Annotated in this window: 14 protein-coding genes and 2 tRNA genes; 7 read left to right on the top strand and 9 right to left on the bottom strand. The window is 73.8% G+C overall.

Annotation, left to right across the window (positions count from 1 at the left end; genetic code table 11):
* Positions 1-72 precede the first annotated feature (72 nt).
* Together ACZ6N8_RS14650 and ACZ6N8_RS14645 are read right to left on the bottom strand one after the other, a co-directional pair.
* Entirely contained in the window at positions 73-651 is a 579-nt protein-coding gene (locus tag ACZ6N8_RS14650; RefSeq protein ID WP_400311646.1) for a Clp protease N-terminal domain-containing protein, read from the bottom strand.
* Entirely contained in the window at positions 651-887 is a 237-nt protein-coding gene (locus ACZ6N8_RS14645) for a helix-turn-helix domain-containing protein (RefSeq protein WP_272616519.1), read from the bottom strand. The genes ACZ6N8_RS14650 and ACZ6N8_RS14645 overlap by 1 nt, the downstream gene beginning before the upstream one ends.
* Before the next feature lie 147 nt (positions 888-1034).
* On the opposite strand from ACZ6N8_RS14645, the gene ACZ6N8_RS14640 reads away from it, so the two are divergent.
* The 3 genes from ACZ6N8_RS14640 to ACZ6N8_RS14630 all read left to right on the top strand — a co-directional run bounded on the left by ACZ6N8_RS14640 (position 1035) and on the right by ACZ6N8_RS14630 (position 5218).
* Positions 1035-1895 (top strand): universal stress protein, encoded by an 861-nt coding sequence (locus tag ACZ6N8_RS14640; RefSeq protein WP_466010241.1) that lies wholly within the window; start codon positions 1035-1037, stop codon positions 1893-1895.
* A gap of 66 nt (positions 1896-1961) precedes the next feature.
* The gene (locus ACZ6N8_RS14635) at positions 1962-4355 is read left to right on the top strand and encodes a phosphoketolase family protein (protein WP_466010239.1); all 2394 of its coding nucleotides are present in this window, start codon (positions 1962-1964) and stop codon (positions 4353-4355) included.
* Entirely contained in the window at positions 4316-5218 is a 903-nt protein-coding gene (locus tag ACZ6N8_RS14630; RefSeq protein ID WP_466010237.1) for a universal stress protein, read from the top strand. Before ACZ6N8_RS14635 ends, ACZ6N8_RS14630 begins: the two co-directional genes overlap by 40 nt.
* 20 nt (positions 5219-5238) lie before the next feature.
* Here the strand turns inward: ACZ6N8_RS14630 and ACZ6N8_RS14625 are convergent, their stop codons facing one another.
* Positions 5239-7578, bottom strand: a complete 2340-nt coding sequence (locus ACZ6N8_RS14625; RefSeq protein WP_466010235.1) for a heavy metal translocating P-type ATPase — start codon at positions 7576-7578, stop codon at positions 5239-5241.
* A gap of 208 nt (positions 7579-7786) precedes the next feature.
* On the opposite strand from ACZ6N8_RS14625, the gene ACZ6N8_RS14620 reads away from it, so the two are divergent.
* Both ACZ6N8_RS14620 and ACZ6N8_RS14615 read left to right on the top strand, forming a co-directional pair.
* The gene (locus tag ACZ6N8_RS14620) at positions 7787-8782 is read left to right on the top strand and encodes an Acg family FMN-binding oxidoreductase (protein ID WP_466010233.1); all 996 of its coding nucleotides are present in this window, start codon (positions 7787-7789) and stop codon (positions 8780-8782) included.
* Positions 8783-8878: 96 nt separating this feature from the next.
* Complete coding sequence (locus ACZ6N8_RS14615) at positions 8879-10555, top strand: sensor histidine kinase (protein WP_466010376.1); 1677 nt, start codon at positions 8879-8881, stop codon at positions 10553-10555.
* A 10-nt stretch (positions 10556-10565) separates the two neighbouring features.
* Here the strand turns inward: ACZ6N8_RS14615 and ACZ6N8_RS14610 are convergent, their stop codons facing one another.
* Complete coding sequence (locus tag ACZ6N8_RS14610) at positions 10566-11204, bottom strand: response regulator (protein WP_285793775.1); 639 nt, start codon at positions 11202-11204, stop codon at positions 10566-10568.
* Positions 11205-11398: 194 nt separating this feature from the next.
* Between ACZ6N8_RS14610 and ACZ6N8_RS14605 the strand changes: the two genes are divergently transcribed.
* Entirely contained in the window at positions 11399-12373 is a 975-nt protein-coding gene (locus ACZ6N8_RS14605; protein ID WP_466010231.1) for an Acg family FMN-binding oxidoreductase, read from the top strand.
* 23 nt (positions 12374-12396) lie between these two features.
* Here the strand turns inward: ACZ6N8_RS14605 and ACZ6N8_RS14600 are convergent, their stop codons facing one another.
* The 4 genes from ACZ6N8_RS14600 to ACZ6N8_RS14585 form a co-directional block, all read right to left on the bottom strand.
* The gene (locus ACZ6N8_RS14600; RefSeq protein WP_466010229.1) at positions 12397-13386 is read right to left on the bottom strand and encodes an NAD-dependent epimerase/dehydratase family protein; all 990 of its coding nucleotides are present in this window, start codon (positions 13384-13386) and stop codon (positions 12397-12399) included.
* A gap of 79 nt (positions 13387-13465) precedes the next feature.
* Complete coding sequence (locus tag ACZ6N8_RS14595; protein WP_466010227.1) at positions 13466-14107, bottom strand: nucleotidyltransferase domain-containing protein; 642 nt, start codon at positions 14105-14107, stop codon at positions 13466-13468.
* Between the two features lie 68 nt (positions 14108-14175).
* Positions 14176-14250: transfer RNA gene (locus ACZ6N8_RS14590), tRNA-Val, on the bottom strand.
* Positions 14251-14283: 33 nt separating this feature from the next.
* Positions 14284-14356 (bottom strand) — tRNA-Gly (locus ACZ6N8_RS14585).
* A gap of 150 nt (positions 14357-14506) precedes the next feature.
* Here ACZ6N8_RS14585 and ACZ6N8_RS14580 point away from each other — a divergent pair.
* On the top strand, positions 14507-14752 hold the full coding sequence (locus ACZ6N8_RS14580) for a DUF6458 family protein (RefSeq protein ID WP_387113256.1): 246 nt from the start codon (positions 14507-14509) through the stop codon (positions 14750-14752).
* Between the two features lie 82 nt (positions 14753-14834).
* On the opposite strand, the gene ACZ6N8_RS14575 is transcribed toward ACZ6N8_RS14580, so the two are convergent.
* A complete protein-coding gene (locus ACZ6N8_RS14575) occupies positions 14835-15650 on the bottom strand; it encodes an isocitrate lyase/PEP mutase family protein (RefSeq protein WP_466010226.1) in 816 nt (271 codons plus the stop codon).
* Between the last annotated feature and the right edge of the window lie 5 nt (positions 15651-15655).

Genomic DNA, 15655 nt, shown 5'->3' with positions numbered 1-15655 from the left:
GACGGCTTCAGCGAGCCCGTGAACGCCAGGCGTCGGAAGTGCCACAGACAGGTTTCAACGCGTGCCGGCCCGTCAGGCGGCGGTCCGCAGGGCGTTCTCCACCCGCTGGCGCAGATCGTCGAGGTCGACGCCGGATTCGGTGAGCACCTGCGCGCCCAGCCCGTGGCCCTCGCGGAGCACGCCCAGCAGGATGTGCTCGGTGCCGATGTGCTTGTGGCGCAGGCGCAGCGCCTCCCGCAGGGACAGCTCCAGGACCTTCTTGGACCGGGGTGAGAACGGCCCGCCCAGGTACCTCCTGCGCCTCCAGCGGCGGCGCGGCGCGGGTACGGCCTCGCGCAGCGCGTCCGGGCCGAAGGACTCCTCGATGCGGGCCACTATCGCGGCCAGGTCGATGCCGATCTCCCGCAGGGCTGCCGCGTCGGCGTCGCCGAGGCCGGCGCCGCCGCTGGCGGTGTGCCGGCGTACCCGCTCGCGAAGGTCGTCGGCGCGCACGCCGGCGTCGGTCAGTACGCGGCTGGCCAGCCCGGCCTCGTCGGCGAGCAGGGCGAGCAGCAGGTGCTCGGTGCCGACCGGTCGTTGCCCCTCGGCCCGTGCCTCCTCCAGCGCCCGCCGCACCACGTCGCGCGCCCGGTCGGTGAACCGTTCGAACATCACGCCTCCCAGGATGAGTTGACCGCCGGTCGTCCGGCGTGCTTCTTGTGCACCGCCTGCCGGCTGACCTCGAGCGCGTCGGCGATGTCCTGCCAGGACCAGCCCTGTCGACGGGCGTTGTCCACCTGGACCACCTCGAGCCGCTCGAGCAGCCGGCGCAGCGCGCGGACGGCGCGCAGCCCGACCCGGGGGTCGGTGCTGCCGGCTGCCGCCGCGAGTTCCGTCGCCTGACTCATGCCGTCAACATACGTTGACAGCGCCACTCATGTCAACCCCGGTTGACGAGGCGTGGGTGAACCGACCCCGCTTCCGCACCCGCCCGACTACCCTCGGTGAGGGACAGCGTGGTCGTGCCGGGCGCGACGCCCGGGAGGTGATGTCGGATGACCGCATCCGCCGATGCGGAGGTGATCGTCGGCCTCGGCTCGGAGCGCGATCTCCCGGTCGTCCAGCAGGCGGCCCTGGAGGCCGCCGGGCACGGCCGGGCACTGCGCCTGCTGCACACCTTCGACTGGCACGCGGCCTTCGCCGCCGACACCGTCGCCGCGCCCCGGGACCGGGCCGAGCAGCTGATCGCACAGGCCGCCCAACTCGCCCACCGGACCGAACCGGGGCTCACCGTACGCGGCGAGATCGTCGAGAGCGCCATGCTGATGACCCTCATCCGGCGCTCGGAGGCGGCCTTCCTGCTGGCGGTCGGCGACAGCGGCATGGCCGGCAGCGGTAAGTGCGTACCGGCCGAGACGCCCGCGGTGCAGTTGGCGGCGCGGGCCGGCTGCCCACTGCTGGCGGTCCGCAGCGAGCCACCGCCGCAGGGCCCCGTGCTTGTCGGCGTGGACGGCTCACCCAGCTCCCACCTCGCCCTGCGCTGGGCCCTGGAGTGCGCGGCCCAGCGCGGCGCACGACTCCTGGCCCTGCGGGTGGCGGAGTACGACGAGGACACCGACGCGGTCACCGAGCAGCTCACCGAGGCGCTGGCCCGGCACACCGCCGACCGCCCAGGGGTGGTGACCGAGTGCCGTGTCGAGCGCGGCGATCCCGGCGAGGTGCTCGTCGAGACGTCCCGCTCGGCGCAGGTGGCCGTGGTCGCGGCCCGGGGTGACGAACCAGGTCGAGCCATGTTGGGCGCCGTCGCCCAGTCCCTGCTCTACCACTCCCCGGCCCCGGTGGTCGTCGTGCGAGGCCTCGCCACGAAGCCGCTCGCCGGGCCCGCCGCCCGCCCGACGCGGGACCAATGGCCCTGATCCGGGGCGCCGCCAGCCGCGAAGCTGGAAGCCGGACGCCCCATCCGACCCGCGAGAGGCAGCATCATGGACACCGCTCTCGACGTGCACGGCGCCCTCACCGACGACGAGCTGCGCCGGTTGGACGCCTACTGGCGCGCCGCGAACTACCTCAGCGTGGGGCAGATCTACCTGCTGGGCAATCCCCTGCTGCGCGACCCGCTGACCCCTGACGACATCAAGCCGCGGCTGCTCGGCCACTGGGGCACCAGCCCCGGGCTCAACCTGATCTACGCCCACCTCAACCGGGTGATCGTGGCGCGCGACCTGAACGCCATGCTTGTCACCGGCCCCGGGCACGGCGGCCCGGCCATCGTGGCCAACACCTGGCTGGAGGGCACCTGGTCGGAGCGCTACCACGACGTGGCGCGCGACGAGACAGGGATGGCCCGGCTGTTCCGGCAGTTCTCGTTCCCCGGCGGCATCCCCAGCCACGTCGCGGCAGACGTGCCGGGTTCGATCCACGAGGGCGGCGAGCTGGGGTACGCGTTGAGTCACGCGTACGGCGCCGCGTTCGACCACCCGGACCTCGTGGTGGCGTGCGTCATCGGTGACGGCGAGGCGGAGACCGGTCCGCTGGCCGGCAGCTGGCTCTCCAACGTGTTCCTCAATCCGGCCCGCGACGGCGCGGTGCTGCCCATCCTGCACCTCAACGGCTACAAGATCGCGAATCCGACCGTGCTGTCCCGGATCCCCGAGACCGACCTGCTCGACCTGATGCACGGGTCGGGCTACCAGCCGTACGTGGTGGCCGGCGACGACCCGGCCGAGGTGCACCGCACCCTCGCCGCGACGATGGACCGGGCGCTTGACGAGATCGCGGCGATCCAGAGCCGGGCGCGTACCGGGGGCGTCGTCGAACGCCCCCGCTGGCCGATGATCATCCTGCGGACGCCGAAGGGCTGGACCGGCCCCGGCGAGGTCGACGGCAAGCAGGTGGAGGGCACCTACCGGGCCCACCAGGTGCCGCTGTCGGAGGTTCGCGACAACCCGGGGCACCTGGCCGAGCTGGAGCAGTGGCTGCGCAGCTACCGGCCCGAGGAGCTGTTCGACGCCACCGGCGCGCCGGTGGACGAGTTGCGTACGCTGCCGCCGCGCGGCGATCGGCGGATGAGCGCCAACCCGGTCACCAACGGCGGAGTGGTGCTGCGCGACCTGACCCTGCCCGACTTCCGTGACTACGGCGTGGAGGTCCCCGAGCCGGGCCAGCCGATGGCCGGCGCGACGGGGGTGCTCGGCCCGTGGATCCGCGACGTCATCGCCGCCAACCCGGAGACGTTCCGGCTGTTCGGCCCCGACGAGGTCGCCTCCAACCGGTTGGGTGCCGCCTTCGAGGTGACCGACCGGGCCTGGGTGGCCGAGACGGTGCCCGGCGACGACCACCTCTCCCCCGACGGCCGGGTGATGGAGGTGCTCTCCGAGCACCTGTGCCAGGGCTGGCTGGAGGGCTACCTGCTGACCGGTCGGCACGGCGTGTTCACCAGCTACGAGGCGTTCATCCACATCGTCGACTCGATGCTCAACCAGCACGCCAAGTGGCTGAAGGTGACCCGGGCCATCCCGTGGCGGCAGCCGATCTCCTCGCTGAACTACCTGCTGTCCAGCCACGTCTGGCGCCAGGACCACAACGGCTTCTCGCACCAGGACCCCGGCTTCATCGACCACGTGGTCAACAAGAAGGCCGAGGTGGTCAGGGTCTACCTGCCGCCGGACGCGAACACCTTGCTCGCCACGATGGACCACTGCCTGCGCAGCAGGCACTACATCAACGTGGTGGTGGCCGGTAAGCAGCCGGCGCCGAACTGGCTGACGATGACCGAGGCCATCCAGCACACCCGGCGCGGCCTGGGCATCTGGGAGTGGGCCAGCAGCGACGCGGGCACCGAACCGGACGTGGTGCTCGCCTGCTGCGGCGACGTGCCCACCCTGGAGACCCTCGCTGCCGTGGAACTGCTGCGCCGGCACCTGCCGGAGTTGAAGGTGCGGCTGGTGAACGTGGTCGACCTGATGCGGCTCCAACCGGACACCGAGCATCCGCACGGGCTGCCCGACAAGGAGTTCGACACCATCTTCACCGCGGACCGGCCGATCATCTTCGCCTACCACGGCTACCCGTGGCTGATCCACCGGCTCACCTACCGCCGTACCAACCACGAGAACCTGCACGTACGCGGCTACAAGGAGGAGGGCACCACCACCACCCCGTTCGACATGGTGATGCTCAACGACCTGGACCGCTTCCACCTGGTCATCGACGTCATCGACCGGGTGCCCGGGCTGGGCGCGCGCGCCGCGCACCTGCGGCAGGAGATGGTCGACGCCCGGCAGGCCGCCCGCGACTACACCCGCCGGTACGGCGAGGACGACCCCCAGGTCGCGGAGTGGCGCTGGGTCCGCGAGACCGACCCGACGAACCGCTGAAGGAGGACGACGTGCGTGACGCGGAGATCCTGGTTGGCTACGACGGCTCCACCGACGCGTCGAGGGCCCTGGACTGGGCGCTGGACGAGGCTCGGCGCAGTGGGCAGCCGGTGCGACTGGCGTACGTGTTCGAGTGGCTGACGGTGGCCGGCTGGGTGGGCCCGGGCGTGGCGCCCGGCGTCTGGCCTGACGACACCGCCCGGCGGCAGGTCGAGGACCTGGTCCGCAGGGCAGCGGCGGACGCCACGGCCGCGAACCCCGGGCTGACGATCACCGGCCAGGTGTACGACGGGCCGCCGGCCCTTGTGTTGCAGGAGCGCTCCGCCGAGGCCGGGATCCTGGTGCTCGGCAGCCGGGGCCACGGCGGTTTCGGTGGCCTGCTGGCCGGGTCGACGGCGGTGGCGGTCGCCGCGCACGCGCGCTGCCCGGTCGTCGTGGTCCGCGACGGTGACGTCCCGAGCGGCGCGTCGGCGGGCCCGGTGGCGGTGGGCGTGGACGGCTCGGAGCCGTCGCAGGTGGCGCTGGGTTTCGCGGCGGAGCGGGCCGCGCAACGGCAGGTTCCGCTGCGCGTGCTGCACGCCTGGACGCCGGGCCCCGGCGGGGCGGCCGGGGTGCCCGACGAGCGGGCCGCGATCGAGGAGTTGGTGGAGCCGTGGCGGCGCACGTTCGCCGGCCTGGACGTCACTGTCGACCTGGTGCCGGGCAGCCCGGCGGCGATGATGATCGAGGCGAGCCGCGACGCGCGGCTGGTGGTGGTCGGCACCCGGGGCCGGGGCGGGCTGGCCGGCATGTTGCTCGGCTCGGTCAGCCAGCAGCTGATCCAGCACGCCCACTGCCCGGTGGCGGTGGTCCGGGAACGCTGAGACCGGCCAGGGCTCGCGGTTCACCGCCGCTCGGCCGCCGGCTCGGACGGGTCCAGGGAGAAGAACTCCTCCTCTTCCTGGACCAGGTGCAGGCGCAGCACGGCGTCCAGGCCGTACAGGGTGGCCAGCAGGTCGGGCACCTGGTCCGGGCGCAACCGACCGTCGGCGCTCTGCGCGAGCTGGGCGCCGAGCAGGTCGACCTGGCGGCGGATCTCCACGTGCGCCCGGCTCATCGTCGAGGTCGCCTCGTCGCTGCCCAGCGGCTCGGCCAGCGCCGGATAGAGCTGCCGTTCCTCGGCGGCCTCGTGCGGCAGCACCTGCTCGGTCAACAGGTGGTGCGTCTCGCGCAGCGCCGGCAGGCACCTCGGCGAGGCCGGGTCCGTGGCGACCAGGTCGGCGGTGTCGCGCAGCCCGGCCAGCACACCCCGGACCGGCTCGTGCTCCGCGTCGAACCGGGCGACCAGCTCGCGCGTACGCGGCGCGATGTCGCCTCGGCGCAGTCCGCCCCGCAGCGCCCGCAACGCGTTGAGGATGACAAGCACGTCGATGCCCTCCTGGAGGAACGCGCCGACCACCGGGGGCAGTCGACCGGCCGCCGCCGCGACCATCGCCAGCACGGCCAGCCCCATGCCGACTGTGGCGCTCTGCACGGCGATGCGACGGGCGTACCTGGCGATCTCCACCGCGTCGGCGAGCCGGTCCAGCCGGTCCACCGTGAGCACCGCGTCGGCCACGTCCGCCGAGGCGGTCGCGCCTGTCGCGCCCATGGCCACGCCCACGTGGGCCTCGGCGAGCGCCGGGGCGTCGTTCACCCCGTCGCCCACCATGACGGTGACCGCGCGCTCGGCCTCCGCCCGGACCCGGGCCACCTTCTCCCCTGGCGTGCAGCGGGCCAGCACGTCGTCCACGCCTACAGTCGCGGCGACCTGCGCGGCGGTGGAGGGGCGGTCACCGGTGACCAGCACGATCCGTCGCAGCCCCGCCGCACGCAGCCGGCGCACGGTCCGGCGGGCGTCGGGGCGGACCGGATCCTCCAGCAGGATCGCCCCGATCGGCCCGTCGTCGTCGCTCACCCACACCGCCGACCAGCCGGCCAACTCGGTGCGGGCGCGCGCCCGGTCCGCCCACACCGGCGACTCGCCGGCGAGCTGCCCGACCCGGATCAGCCGCCCGTCGACCCGGCCGCTGACCCCCCGGCCCGGTTCCTCGGTCACGTCGGTCGGCTCGGTAAGCGCCAACCCCCGCTCGCGGGCCTGCCGGACCAGCGCGGCGGCCAGCACGTGCGGTGACAACTGCTCCACCGACGCCGCCAGCCGCAGCACCTCGTCCCGGTCGCTCCCCGGCGCGACGACCGTCTCCGCGGCACGGGGGTGGCCGGCGGTGAGCGTGCCGGTCTTGTCCACCAGCAGCGTGCGGGCCCGGCCCAGCAGCTCCAGCGAGCCACCGTCGCGGACCAGCACCCCACGCCGGGCCACCCGGGACAGCCCGGAGACGATCGCGATCGGGGTGGCCAGCAGCAGCGGACAGGGGGTGGCCACCACCAGCACCGCCACCGCCCGCACCACGTCACCGGAGAGCAGCCACGCCAACCCGGCCAGGACCAGCGTGAACGGGACGAAGGCGGCGGCGTACCGGTCGGCCAACCGCACCATCGGCGCCTTGTGGGCGGTCGCCTCCTCGGCCAGTCGCACGATCCCCGCGTACGTGCTCTGCGCCGCGTTCTTCGTCGCCCGCATCCCGAACCCGGCGCCGGCGTTTACCACGCCGCTGGCCACCGACTCCCCGGCGGCGCGCTGGATGAGGCGTGACTCCCCGGTCACCACCGACTCGTCGAGGGTGACCGCCTCGTCGACCGTCCCGTCGACCGGCACCACGTCACCCGGCCCGACGAGCAGCCGGTCCGCCGCCGCCACCTGGTCCAACGGCACCACCTCGATCGCGCCGCCGGGGCCACGCCGACGGGCGGTACGCGGGGCGCGCGCCAGCAACGCCCGCAGGTCACGGGTGGCGCGGCGCTGGGCGTACGACTCCAGGGACCGGCCGGTGGCCAGCATCACCGCGATCACCGCGCCGGCCAGGTACTCACCAACCGCGAGCGCGCCGGCCAGGGCCAGTACGGCGATCACGTCCACCCCGAACTGCCGGTGCCAGAGCGCCCGCAGCATCGACCAGGCGGCGGGCAGCAGCGCGGCCACCGTGACGGCCGCCCAGATCAGGTCGGCCGCGTCCGGCCGGTCGGCGATCCGCAGTGCCGCGCCGGCCAGCACCGCGATCCCGAGCGCGACCAGCGGCGCCCACGCCCACCACCGCCGGAGGCGGACCCGGACCGGCCGCTCCGGCACACACTCGGTCGACTCCACCGCCCCCACCTGCGCATCGTCGCAGCCCGGGGCCGGGCGGTGGCCCCACACCGCTGTTTCGGCGGCCGGGTGGGCAGGCGCAACGTCCCGACCGGGTCGGGACCTGCGACCCCTGCGGGTTGACGCCCGATGGCACAGGATGGTGCGGCAAGTCCCGCACGGCATCGTGTCGTGAGGCACGATGAGCAGAGACGGAAAGGTCGTGACCATGAGTCAGGAGAGCCAGCTGACCACCGCGCTGGCGGAGGCCGCCGCCACCGCCGGCCACGCCCCCTCGGTGCACAACACGCAGCCGTGGCGGTGGCGAGTGCTGCCCGACGCGTTGGAGCTGCGCTCGGTCGCCGACCGCAAGCTGGCCGCCACCGATCCGGAGGGTCGGCTCCTCGCGATCAGCTGCGGCGCCGCCCTGCACCACGCCCGGGTGGCGCTTGCCGCCCAGGGGTGGCGCGCCGTCGTGGAGCGGCTGCCCGACCCGGGCGACCGCGAGCTGCTGGCCCGGCTGACCGACCTGAGCCGCACCGACGCCGACCCGGACGCCATGCACATGGTGCAGTGCATGCAGGTCCGGCACACCGACCGGCGGCCGGTGAGCGACGAGCCGGTGCCGACCGACGCGATCACGCAGATCAGCCGGGCGGTCACCGCCGAGGGCTGCCGGATGCAGATCCTCGACCGCGACCAGGTGCTGGAGCTGGCCGCCACGGCCGGGCACGCCGACACGGTCGAGTCCGAAGACCCGGAGTTGCGTGCCGAACTGGCGTACTGGACGGGCCGGGCCGGCACCGGCACCGGGCTGCCGGCGGAGGTGCTGCCCGAGCAGCTCCCGCAGACCACGGTGCCGGCCCGCGACTTCGGCCGCCCCGGCAGCCTGCCGATGGGTCCGGGCCACGACCGCGCCGCAGTGTACGCGCTGCTACACGGCGACGAGGACGAACCGGACAGCTGGCTGCGTGCCGGCGAGGCGCTCTCCGCCGGTTGGCTGACCGCCACCCGCCTCGGTGTGTCGGTGGTGCCGCTCAGCGCCGTGGTGGAGGTGCCGGGCACCCGGCAGACGCTGCGTCAGCTGCTCGCGGGGCTCAGCTACCCGTACCTGGTGCTGCGCCTGGGGATCGCCGACCCGGCACACGCCGGCCCGCCGCACACCCCGCGACTGACCACCGAGCAGGTGGTCGACACCTCAGCGGTCCGCGGTGAGCCGGGCTGAGGAGGCCGGCCGGAAAATTCACGGCGCTACCATCGCCGGGTGACGAGCAGCCCTTCGCATCCCCGCCACGAATCGCCGGTGACCCCGTCGCTGGGGTTGAGCCCCCTGTCCCGGGTACGCCTCGACGAACTGCTCCAGGAGATGCTGGACCGGGTCGGTGAGGTGGTCACCAGTCGGGAGCGGCTGCGTGCCCTGCTCGACGCGGTGGTCGGCATAGGCACCAACCTGGATCTGCGTACCACCCTGCAACGGATCGTGCAGTCCGCCTCGGAGCTGGTGGGCGCCCGGTACGGCGCGCTCGGGGTGATCGGCCCGGACCGGCTGCTGCACGACTTCATCGTGCACGGCATCACAGCCGAGCAGCACGCGCGGATCGGTGACCTGCCGCACGGGCGGGGCGTGCTGGGCCTGCTCATCGACGAGCCCCGGCCGCTGCGGATGCCGGACATCACCCAGCACCCCCGTTCCTACGGCTTCCCGGCGAACCACCCGCCGATGCACAGCTTCCTGGGCGTGCCGGTGCGCATCCGGGACCAGGTGTTCGGCAACCTCTACCTGGCCGAGAAGCAGGGCGGCGCGCAGTTCACCGAGGACGACGAGGAGATCGTCGTCGCGCTCGCCGCCGCCGCCGGCGTGGCCATCGAGAACGCCCGCCTGTACGCGCTGGCGCACCGACGGGAACGCTGGCTCGCCGCGACCGCCGAGATCACCTCGGTGCTGCTCGGTGAGGTGCGCCGTACCGACGCTCTGGCCCTGGTGGCGCGGCGCGCCCGCGAGGTGGCCGAGGCGGAGCTGGCGCTGGTGCTGCTCTACGACACCGACGCCGAGCAGTTCACAGTCGAGGTGGTCGACGGTGTCGACGAGCAGGCCCGCGGGTTGGTCGGCACGGTCCTGCCGGCGGCCGACACCAGCTTCGGGAGGGCCATCGCCGCGGGCCGCCACGATCAGGTGGACGACCTCGGCCACGCCGCGCCGTGGCCGGCGCTGCTGCACACCGGCCCGGCGGTGATCTCACCGCTGGCCACCGCGGAGACGCTGCACGGCGTGCTCGTCGTCGCGCACCCGCCGGAGCGCGGCGGCGGCGCCAGCGACGACGAGATGGCCCTGCTGGGCAGCTTCGCCGGGCAGGCGGCGCTGGCCATGGAGCGGGCGCGCGGTCAGGAGGAACGGGAGTTGCTGGTGGTCCTGGAGGACCGCGAGCGGATCGCCCGCGACCTGCACGACGTGGTGATCCAGCGGCTCTTCGCCACCGGCCTGCAACTGCAGAGCGCCGCGCCGATGATGACCCGACCCGAGGTCGCCAAACGGATCAACGCGGCCGTCGACGACCTGGACGCCACCATCCGCGACATCAGGCGGACCATCTTCGAGCTGCGCACACCGATGACCGCCGCGCTGCGAACCGAGATCCGCGAGGCGGTCGAGCTGGCCGCCGAGTCGCTGGGCTTCAGGCCGCACCTGGAGCTGACCGGCCCGGTGGACAGCGCCGTCCCGGACGCCATCCGCCCGGACCTCACCGCCGTGCTGCGCGAGGCATTGTCGAACGCGGTCCGCCACGCGCAGGCCAGCCGGGTCACCGTCGCCGTCCGGGTCGACGGCGGGCAGGTCAGCCTGACGGTCACCGACGACGGGGTGGGCTGCGACCCGGCCACCGCCCGGGGCGGCCTGGTCAACCTGCGGGAACGCGCCGAGGGCCACGGGGGCACCTTCACCGTCGGCCGGGTCGAGCCGCACGGCACCGAGCTGTGCTGGACAGTTCCGCTGCGCGACTGACCGGGTCGGGTCAGGGAGTCTTGCCGAGCAGGCGGGTCGCCAGGACGGCGGCCTGCGTACGGCGTTCCAGGCCCAGCTTGGCCAGCACGCTCGACACGTAGTTCTTCACCGTCTTCTCGGCCAGGAACATCTTCCCGGCGATCTCCCGGTTGGTCAGCCCCTCCGCCACGTACTCCAGGATCCGCCGCTCCTGCTCGGTGAGGGACTTCAGCTCGCGCGGCTGCTCGACACCGTTGCGGATGCGCTCCAGCACCCGGGTGGTGATCGCCGGGTCGAGCAGCGACTGCCCGGCCGCCACCCGGCGCACCGCGTCGACCAGGTCGGTGCCGCGGATCTGCTTGAGCACGTACCCGGCGGCACCCGCCATGATCGCGGCGAACAGCGCCTCGTCGTCCTCGTACGAGGTGAGGATGAGGCCCTTGATGGACGAGTCGACGGCCCGGACGTCGCGGCACACGTCGATGCCGTTGCCGTCGGGCAGTCGGGCGTCGAGGATCGCCACGTCGGGCCGCAGTGCGGGGATGCGGCGGGCCGCCTCCTGCGCGGAGCCGGACTCGCCGACCACCTCGATGTCGCCGCTGCTCTGCAGCAGGTCGGCCAGGCCACGGCGGACGACCTCATGGTCGTCGAGGAGGAAGACGCGGATCATCCCTCGTTTCTACCCCGTTGCCGCGCCCCACCGCACGGGCCGAAGGTCCCGATCAGGACGGGCCGGAGTTCGCGGGCGGTCGGACCCGGCTGGTCGGGACGTCCGGCCCTGCTCGTCACCCGCCCGTAGGGCGGACCGTGGGGGTGCGTCGGCCGCACGTCTCGGCGACCGGCCGGACCGAGAGGAGCACCGCCATGGACGTCGGCTACAGCCCGGCCCACCTGCGCGCCGCCGCCGTGGACGCGGTCCGGGCGCCGTCGTTGCACAACACCCAGCCGTGGCGGCTGCGCCTGCGCGACGGTGGGATCGAGGTGCTGGCCGACCAGACCCGCCGGCTGCCGGCGACCGACCCGAACGGGTGGGGGGTCCGGATCGCCTGCGGTGCGGCCCTGTTCAACCTGCGCGTCGCGCTGGCCGTGGCAGGTCTCCCGGCCCGGGTACGACTGCGTCCCGACCCGGCCGAGCCGGACCTGCTGGCACGGCTGGTGCCGGACGTTCCGCGTCGGCCCACCCCCACCGAGCAGAGCCTGTACGCGGCCATCCCCCGCCGGTTCAGCAACCGGATGCCGTTCTGGCCGGACCCGGTGCCGGCCGACGCGCGGTGGCGGCTCGGCGAGGCGGCCCGTGCCGAGGACTGCTGGCTGGAGCTGCTGGTCGGGGTCAGCGCGGTCACGGCGTTCGGCGAGATCGCCCACAGCGCGCACCGGGTGCTGGAGCGCGACCCGGCCTACCGGGCCGAACGCGAGGAGTGGCTGCGCCGGGAGCCCGCGCCGGACGGCGTACCCGCCTCGGCTGGTGGCCCGCAGGGCGAACCGCAGGACCTGCTGCCGACGCGCGGCTTCGGTGGCCGCGACCGGGCGCCCGGGCGGGACTTCGAACCGGAGCCGCTGGTGGGCGTGCTCGGGTCGATGGGCAACACCGCCGTGGACCAGGTCGTCGCCGGGCAGGCGCTGCAACGGCTGCTGCTCACCGCCACCGACGCCGGGCTCAGCGTGTCGATGCTCTCCCAACCGATCGAGGTGCCCGCCGCCCGGGACCAGTTGCGGCTGGCGCTGGGCCGGTTCGGCACCCCGCAGATGGTGCTGCGGATCGGGTACGGCCAGCCGGGCCGGCCCACCCCACGCCGCTCGGTCGACGAGGTGTTGGAGCTGCCGGTGGTGCCGGCCTGACCCCGGCACACCGGCGACAACGCTCAGGCGAGCAGCGCCGCCTCCCGCTGCGCGTCCAGGCCCACCGCCACCCGCGCCGGACGTCCGGCGCGCGGCGGCACCGACCCGACCGACCGCAGCCACCGCCAGGTGTCGGCGACCGTGTCGGCCACCGGGCGGCAGGTCAGCCCCGCCGCGTACGCCTTCTCCACGCCGCGCTCCTGCAACCACCGGAACTCGTGACCTGGTGGAACCCAGATCGGCAGGTCGTTCCACGGCACGACGCCGGCGGCCAGGATCGGCTCCGGGTCGGTCCACCGCAGCCGGGCGTCGGAGCCGGTCACCGCGACGGCCGACGCCAGCAGCTCCCCCATCGTGCTGTGCCCGGAGCGGCTGATGACGTTGAACGCGCCGCCGACGCCCTCGGCGGCCCGGTCGAGCGTCCACCCGGCGAGGTCCCGCACGTCGATGTACTGCACCGGCAGGTCCGCCGGGCCGGGTGCGAGCACGTCGCCGCCGCGCGCGACCCGCTGCAACCACCACGGCAGGCGGCCGATGTCCTCCCCCGGGCCGAGGATCAGCCCGGCGCGGACCAGCAACGTCCGCTCGCCGTGGACCTCCGTCGCGGCCAGCTCACCGCCCGCCTTGCACCGCGCGTAGTCCCCGTCGGCGGCGTCGGCGGAGCCGTCCACAGTGGGCGCCGCCTCGCCGACGTGCGCCGGCACGGGTGGGGCGTACACCGAGCCGCTGGAGATGTAGGTGTAGTGCCCGACCCTCCCAGCCAGTGCGCCTGCCGCGTCCCGCACCGCCCGCGGGGCGCCGTCCCAGGTGTCGACCACCAGATCCCACTCGCCGCCCGCCAGCGCCGCGAGGCCGTCCGGCGCGGTCCGGTCACCCCGCAACCGGTGTACGCCGGCCGGCACCGCACCGTGCAGACCACGGTTGAACACGGTCACCGACCAGCCCCGGCGGACCGCCTCGGCGACCGTCGCGCCGCCCACGAAACCCGTCCCACCCATCATCAGCAGTCGCATGCGGTCCACCCTTCCCGCTCCCCACGGCGGGCGGCACCCCGGTTCACCAGCAGCGGATCTGCCCTGGGCAGAACCATCGTCAGAGGTCCGCGAGCCAGGGATGCCCCGGATGCGCGCGGGCGAGCAGATCGGCCAGGCTACTGCGCTGAGTCGACCTCAGATGGGGGACGGTGGCGTCGAAATCTGCCTGGTCCTTGCGCCGTACGTGTCTGGCCTTGAACAGCAGGACCAGTTCGGGCGCCAGATACGGGATGCCGTCCCGGGTGTGGTGGATGATGTCGCGGTAGGGGAACCGGATCCCACCATCGCGTCGGCAGATCCAGATGTCGCCGTCGTGCGGCTCGCGGAACACGTCCAGCAGGTAGTTGCCGGTGGCCGGATCCCGCAGCCAGGTCTGGTGAACGGCGGCCAGCACCTCCGGTGCGGCGTCCTCCCAGATCCGGCCGCTGCCTGCCGCGTCGAAGACGTATCCGGGGAAGCGATCGACAACCTGGGAGAAGTTTCCGGCGGGAATCGCGATCTCGATGTCCCCGTGCGGGCGCGTCTGCCCGCCGCGGAACAGGTCCAGTGCCCAGCCCGCGGCCACGTACCAGGGCGTCTCGATCCCCGCCAACCGCTGCGCGACCTCTGTCGGTGTCCAGCAGGACGACCATCTGCTGGGGAGGGCTTCGATCTCGTCGGGTGACAGCTCGACGCCGCCGCCGGGCAGTCGCTCACTCACCGCCGGAACCTACCAGCGGTCAGGGCGTCGCAGCGGCCGGCCGGAACGGCCACCGGGTCGTTCAGGGATGGTGGGCGATACTGGGTTTGAACCAGTGACCTCTTCCGTGTCAAGGAAGCGCGCTCCCACTGCGCCAATCGCCCGTGGTCTCCGCCGGAACCAGCTGGCGGATCGAGAGCGGACGACGGGATTCGAACCCGCGACCCTCACCTTGGCAAGGTGATGCGCTACCAGCTGCGCTACGTCCGCACGCCCCCGGCGAGCGCCGGCGACTGGTGAGACTCTACCCGATGCCAAGATCGGCGGGCGCGGCACCCTGCGGCGGTGGCGGTTGCGCTGCCTGACGATGGGGTACTGAAGGACCTCGACAGCACACCACATCCCCCTAAGGAGGCTGTCGTGGGTATCGGCACCAGCATCTTTCTGATCGCCCTAGGCGCGATCCTCACCTTCGCGCTCGACGCCAGCGTCGGCGGCATCAACCTCGACGTGGTCGGCTGGATCCTGATGGGGGCCGGTGTGCTCGGCCTGATCATGACCACGCTGATCTGGGGTCGTCGCCGCAACGCGGTGGTCACCAGCACCGAGCAGCCGGTCGAGTACCGCCGGGTCGAGGAGCGGCGGGACATCGCCCCGCCGCTGTGAGGCTTCCGCCTGCCGAGCCGGCCACCTCCCCCCGAGGCGGCCGGCTCGTCGCACCCCGTTTTGCGCCGGGTGACGGCGCAGCTCATCCCATCAGCGAATTGAGCGTGCCGTAGTCGAGGGCGTCCGCCAGCGCGCCGTACGTGCCCGCGCCGAGGGTCTCGTCGGCCGCCCGGCGGGCCACCGTGTACGCGGCCTCCGCCACCGACGAGCCGAGGCTCACCCGCGCCACGCCCGACCGGGCCAGCTCCCCCACCGTGGGCGCACCAGGCCCGGCGAGCACGTTCAGCGGCGCCGGCACCGCCTCCACCAGTGCGCTGATGGTCTCCGGGGCGACCACCCCGGGCACGAAGATGCCGTCCGCGCCGGCGGCGAGGTAGGCGTTGGCCCGCGCCACCGTCTCGTCGACGTCCCCGGCACCGGCGAGGAACGTGTCGATCCGGGCGTTGACGAAGAGCGGCAGTCCCGCCGCGTCGGCAGCGCCCCGCACCGCCGCGATCCGCGCGCACTGGTCGGGTACGTCGCGCAACGGCGGGCCGGCCGCACGTCGGGCGTCCTCGACGTTCACGCCTACGGCACCGGCGTCGAGCACCGCGCGGGTGGTCACGCCTACCTCCGCCGGTGTCGCCCCGTACCCGGACTCGATGTCCGCGGTGACCGGCAGCGACACGGAGGCGGTGATCCGGCCGATCAGGTCGACGGCCGCGTCGCGGCCGAGGACGTCGCCGTCGGCCGCGCCGAGGCTCCAGGCGACGCCGGCGCTGGTGGTGGCCACCGCGCGGACGCCGGCGGCCGCCACGATGCGGGCGCTCGCGGCGTCCCAGGCGTTGACCAGGACCAGCGGGGTGCCGGGGATGTGCAGGGATCGGAAGAGGGCAGCTCGGGTGTGGTGTTCGCTCACCCGGC

The organism is Micromonospora sp. NPDC047521 (assembly GCF_055587305.1).
The sequence above is the reverse complement of the archived record's forward strand: the minus strand, read 5'-3'. Positions and strand labels throughout refer to the sequence as shown.

Coding starts and splice junctions, on each gene's coding strand:
- ACZ6N8_RS14605 (WP_466010231.1), top strand. CDS start 11,399: ATGGACGTCGGCTACAGCCCGGCCCACCTGCGCGCCGCCGCCGTGGAC.
- ACZ6N8_RS14635 (WP_466010239.1), top strand. CDS start 1,962: ATGGACACCGCTCTCGACGTGCACGGCGCCCTCACCGACGACGAGCTG.
- ACZ6N8_RS14640 (WP_466010241.1), top strand. CDS start 1,035: ATGACCGCATCCGCCGATGCGGAGGTGATCGTCGGCCTCGGCTCGGAG.
- ACZ6N8_RS14610 (WP_285793775.1), bottom strand. CDS start 11,204: ATGATCCGCGTCTTCCTCCTCGACGACCATGAGGTCGTCCGCCGTGGC.
- ACZ6N8_RS14600 (WP_466010229.1), bottom strand. CDS start 13,386: ATGCGACTGCTGATGATGGGTGGGACGGGTTTCGTGGGCGGCGCGACG.
- ACZ6N8_RS14650 (WP_400311646.1), bottom strand. CDS start 651: ATGTTCGAACGGTTCACCGACCGGGCGCGCGACGTGGTGCGGCGGGCG.
- ACZ6N8_RS14645 (WP_272616519.1), bottom strand. CDS start 887: ATGAGTCAGGCGACGGAACTCGCGGCGGCAGCCGGCAGCACCGACCCC.
- ACZ6N8_RS14620 (WP_466010233.1), top strand. CDS start 7,787: ATGAGTCAGGAGAGCCAGCTGACCACCGCGCTGGCGGAGGCCGCCGCC.